The following is a 3,972-nucleotide window of genomic DNA, read 5'->3' on the forward strand; positions in this document are numbered from 1 at the left end:
GGGGGCAAGAGCGTTTTGCTTACTTTTGCGCTTTTCAAAAGTGAGCCGCTGTAAGAGCGGAACCATAAGCGGCCATAACAAAAATAACGGATATACACACAGCCCGTCACAGCACCAGCCGAACCTCGGCACACAACCCACCGCCATCCCGATTGCTCAACGTCAGCTCCCCACCAATCGCCACAGCCAATTGCTGGGCAATCGCCAACCCCAACCCAGTGCCACCAGTGCCGCGATTGCGCGAACTTTCCACCCGGTAAAACGGCTGCATCACCTGCACCAGTTCATCCTCGGCAATCCCCGGCCCCCGATCCAGCACCTTGATCGACAGCTCCCCCGACGCCGTCGACCCCACCTCCATCTGCGCCGCCCCGGCAAATTTCAGCGCGTTATCCACCAGGTTCACCAGTACCCGGCGTAACGCATGGGGCCGGGTATCCAGCACCACCGCGCTTTTACCCGTCAGGCTCACCTGTTTGTTCATGTCCTGGTAATCAAACACCAGGCTGTCGAGAAACGCGTCCAGGTTGATCCGGTGACTGGCCTCGGTCGCGCCATGCACACTGCGGGCATAAGCCACACCCTCGCGCACCAGGTGCTCCATTTCCCCCAGGTCACTCCAGAGCTTTTCCCGGTCCACCGAGTCTTCCATGAACTCGGCGCGCAATTTCATGCGGGTGATCGGCGTCTGCAAGTCATGGGAGATCGCCGCCAGGATCTGCATGCGCTCCTTGAGGTACTCGGCAATCCGTTTTTGCATTTCGTTAAACGCCGCCGCCGCATGCGCCACCTCGGTAGGGCCGGTTTCGTCCAGCGGCGTAGGGTGCGCATTCGGGTCGAGGGTCTCCACCGCCCGTGCCAGGCGCGTCAGCGGGCGGATGGCGATGCGCACGGCGATCCAGGTGCACACCAGCAATACCAACAATTGCAGCACCAGCACCACCGGCAGCCAGAACGCAAACGGGATCGGCTTGGGGTAGACGTCAATGGTGATCGGGCTGCCATCGGCCAGGGTCAGGTGCGCCTGGAAGTGTTTTTGCAAACCCGGCATATCACGAAAGACCAGCGGGTAATGCTCGCCCAAGGCATCGGAGATCGACGTCGCGGCCATGGGCACGTCGTCACTGGCCATCGGCTCGCCGGGTTCACCGGCATTCAACAGGTAGCGGTAGGCGTTGCGGTCGAGCCGTGGCAGCCAGCTGGCGCGCTCGGCGGCGGGCAGGCGGTCGAGGATCGCGATCGAGGTCGAGACGTCATTCTCGAGGTTGCCCAGCATCACGCTGCGGGCGCTCATGTAGCGCTCATAGAACTGCGCGCTGAACGACAAGGCGTTGGCGCACAGCAGGCTCACGATAAAAATCACCGACAGTTGCGCCGCCAGCGTGCGCGGCCAGCGAAACGAAAGGGTCATGCCGAGTCCCCGAGGATTTCCACCGCCAGGGAGAACACATAGCCTTCGCTGCGCACGGTCTTGATGTAGGCCGGCTCGCGGGCGTCGTCCAGCAGGCGCTGGCGCAGGCGGCTGACCAGCAGGTCGATGGAGCGGTCGAACAGGTCCGCGTCCCGGCCCTGGGTCAGGTTCAGCAATTGGTCACGGTTGAGCACCCGTTGCGGGTGGTCGAGAAACACCCGCAGCAGCCGGTACTCGGCACCGCTCAAGGCCACCAGGGTGTTGTCTTCGTCCAGCAGGTGGCGGGCGGTGGTGTCCAGGCGCCAGCGGCCAAAGCGGATCAGCCGGCCGCTTTCCGTCACCACCAGGTTCGGCGGCAGCATCCGCGTGCGCCGCAGTACGGCGTTAATGCGGGCCAGCAGTTCACGGGCGGCGAAGGGCTTGACCAGGTAATCGTCGGCGCCCATTTCGAGGCCGATGATGCGGTCGGTTTCATCGTTGCGTGCGGTGAGCATCAGGATCGGCGTGGCCTTGTGCTTGCCCACCCGCAGTTCGCGGCACAGCTGCAAGCCATCGTCGCCGGGCATCATGATGTCCAGCACGATCAGGTCCACGGGCGTGGTGTCGAGGAAGCTGCGCATCTGCCGACCGTCAGCCACCACGGTGGTGCGCAGGCCGTTCTTTTTCAGGTAGTTGCCTACCAGTTCGCGGATCTCCCGATCGTCATCGACAATCAGAATGTGATCGACGTGATCCATGCTGCCTTCCTCGTTGAATAGTCATTGATGCGCAGTCTAGCCACTGCCGGCGGCCTTGCCTTGTGCCCTTTGTATTGCAGTGTATCTGGCGGTGACGAGATACACGTCGACGCAAAAATCCGGGCCTGGCCGACACAATCCGGATACCTCCCAGGGTTCAAATGAACCCATCGAGGCGATCCGCCCCGGTTATTCCCGAGGAACCGTGCATGACCCCACTCAACAGTCTTCTCAGTGCCCTGGCGTTTTCCATGGCAGGTGTGGCGGCGGATGTGAATGCCGCCACCGCAAAAAAACTCACCGGCAGCGAAACCTGCTTCCAGAATACCCCGCTGGCGCAAAACGGCGCGGGTCGCAAACGCGACGAAACACCCCCGGCCACGAGGTGACACCCATGAACTTCATCCGATACCTGCGCCGCTCAAAAGGCCTGCTCCTGTTGCCATTGGTCGTAGCCCTGGTCGGCGTACCCAAGGCGGTCAACTACCTGATCAACAACGTCGACGCCGAAAGCTTCAGCCAGTCCGAAGAGCGCATGCCGTCCCTGGATGGTGCGGTGGCCTGGCTCAACTCAGCGCCGCTGACGGCCGAGGGCCTGAAGGGCAAGGTGGTACTGGTGGATTTCTGGACTTACGACTGTGTCAACTGCCAGCGCAGCCTGCCGTACGTCAATCAATGGGCGAAGAAGTACGCCAAGGACGGACTGGTGGTGATCGGTGTGCATACGCCGGAAAACGCCTACGAGAAAGTCCTGGATAACGTGCGCAGCCAGGTCACGAAACTGGGCATCAATTACCCGGTAGCGGTCGACAACGATTACCGGATCTGGCACGCCTTCGATAACCAGTACTGGCCGGCCCATTACTTCTTCGACGCTACCGGCAAAGTGCGCTACAGCCATTTTGGCGAGGGCCGCTACGACAATCAGGAGAAGGTCATCCAGGTCTTGCTGGAAGAAGCCCGGGCGGCTAACGCCCCCACCTAAGCTAATGCCAAAAAGGTATTTATTGTCGGGTTTTTAGATCGTTTAGCTTCGCCACTCCACCACTATGTTCATGGAGTGAGCTACCGATGTCGCACCCGCTGGCAATCAATACCTTGCCCTTGCTGGACCTGGCGCTGCTCGACGGCAGCCCGGCCCAGCGCGGGCAGTTTCTCGATGACCTGCGCCACGCGGCGCGGCATATCGGTTTTTTCTACCTCACCGGTCACGGCATCGACGCCGACTTGCTCACTCGGGTGCAGCAGCAGGCGCGGCAGTTCTTCGCCTTGCCACAGGCTGACAAACTCGCCGTGGGCATGATCAANNCGCGGCTATAACCGCGCCGCCTCGGAGATCACCCGTGGGCAGCCGGACCTGCGTGAACAGTTCGACCTCGGCGCCGAGCGCGAGCCGTTGCAGCAAGGCCCGAACTCACCGGCCTGGTCGCGCCTGCAAGGCCCCAACCAATGGCCCGCTGCGCTGCCCGAACTCAAGCCCTTGTTGCTGGCCTGGCAGCAGGCGATGACGCAAATGTCGTTGCGCCTGCTGCGGGCCTTTGCCCAGGCCTTGTCGCTGCCGGAAAACGCCTTCGACCCGCTGTACGGCGACAAGCCCAACGAACACATCAAGCTGATCCGCTACCCCGGCCGCCATGCCCGGCAGAGTCGCCAAGGCGTGGGCGCGCACAAGGATTCCGGTTTTCTCAGCTTCCTGCTGCAAGACCAGCAGGCCGGCCTGCAAGTGGAAGTGGAGGAGGGCCGCTGGATCGACGCCTCGCCGCGCCCCGACACCCTGGTGGTGAACATCGGCGAATTGCTGGAGCTGGCCACCAACGGCTACCT

3 protein-coding genes and 2 pseudogenes are annotated in these 3,972 nt (G+C 62.1%); 3 read left to right on the forward strand and 2 right to left on the reverse strand.

Features of this window, described 5'->3' with window-relative positions; genetic code table 11:
• Nucleotides 1–106: 106 nt before the first annotated feature.
• Entirely contained in the window at nucleotides 107–1,411 is a 1,305-nt protein-coding gene (locus HX875_RS32405) for an ATP-binding protein (protein WP_177049000.1), read from the reverse strand.
• Nucleotides 1,408–2,148 carry a response regulator gene (locus tag HX875_RS32410; RefSeq protein ID WP_063028866.1) on the reverse strand — a complete coding sequence of 247 codons (741 nt, stop codon included), beginning with the start codon at nucleotides 2,146–2,148 and terminating at the stop codon, nucleotides 1,408–1,410. The genes HX875_RS32405 and HX875_RS32410 overlap by 4 nt, the downstream gene beginning before the upstream one ends.
• 209 nt (nucleotides 2,149–2,357) lie before the next feature.
• On the opposite strand from HX875_RS32410, the gene HX875_RS32415 reads away from it, so the two are divergent.
• From HX875_RS32415 to HX875_RS32425, 3 genes and pseudogenes are all read left to right on the forward strand, one after another.
• Complete coding sequence (locus tag HX875_RS32415) at nucleotides 2,358–2,537, forward strand: hypothetical protein (protein ID WP_177049001.1); 180 nt, start codon at nucleotides 2,358–2,360, stop codon at nucleotides 2,535–2,537.
• Between the two features lie 77 nt (nucleotides 2,538–2,614).
• Nucleotides 2,615–3,133, forward strand: a pseudogene (locus tag HX875_RS32420) (thioredoxin family protein); the annotation flags it as partial.
• Between the two features lie 86 nt (nucleotides 3,134–3,219).
• A pseudogene (locus tag HX875_RS32425) lies at nucleotides 3,220–3,972 on the forward strand (isopenicillin N synthase family dioxygenase); the annotation flags it as partial.

This window comes from Pseudomonas yamanorum, from assembly GCF_013386765.1.
GTDB lineage: Bacteria > Pseudomonadota > Gammaproteobacteria > Pseudomonadales > Pseudomonadaceae > Aquipseudomonas > Aquipseudomonas yamanorum_A.

What these genes read in the sequence shown, in the direction of transcription:
- HX875_RS32405 (WP_177049000.1), bottom strand. Translation starts at nt 1,411, where the DNA reads ATGACCCTTTCGTTTCGCTGGCCGCGCACGCTGGCGGCGCAACTGTCG.
- HX875_RS32415 (WP_177049001.1), top strand. Translation starts at nt 2,358, where the DNA reads ATGACCCCACTCAACAGTCTTCTCAGTGCCCTGGCGTTTTCCATGGCA.
- HX875_RS32410 (WP_063028866.1), bottom strand. Translation starts at nt 2,148, where the DNA reads ATGGATCACGTCGATCACATTCTGATTGTCGATGACGATCGGGAGATC.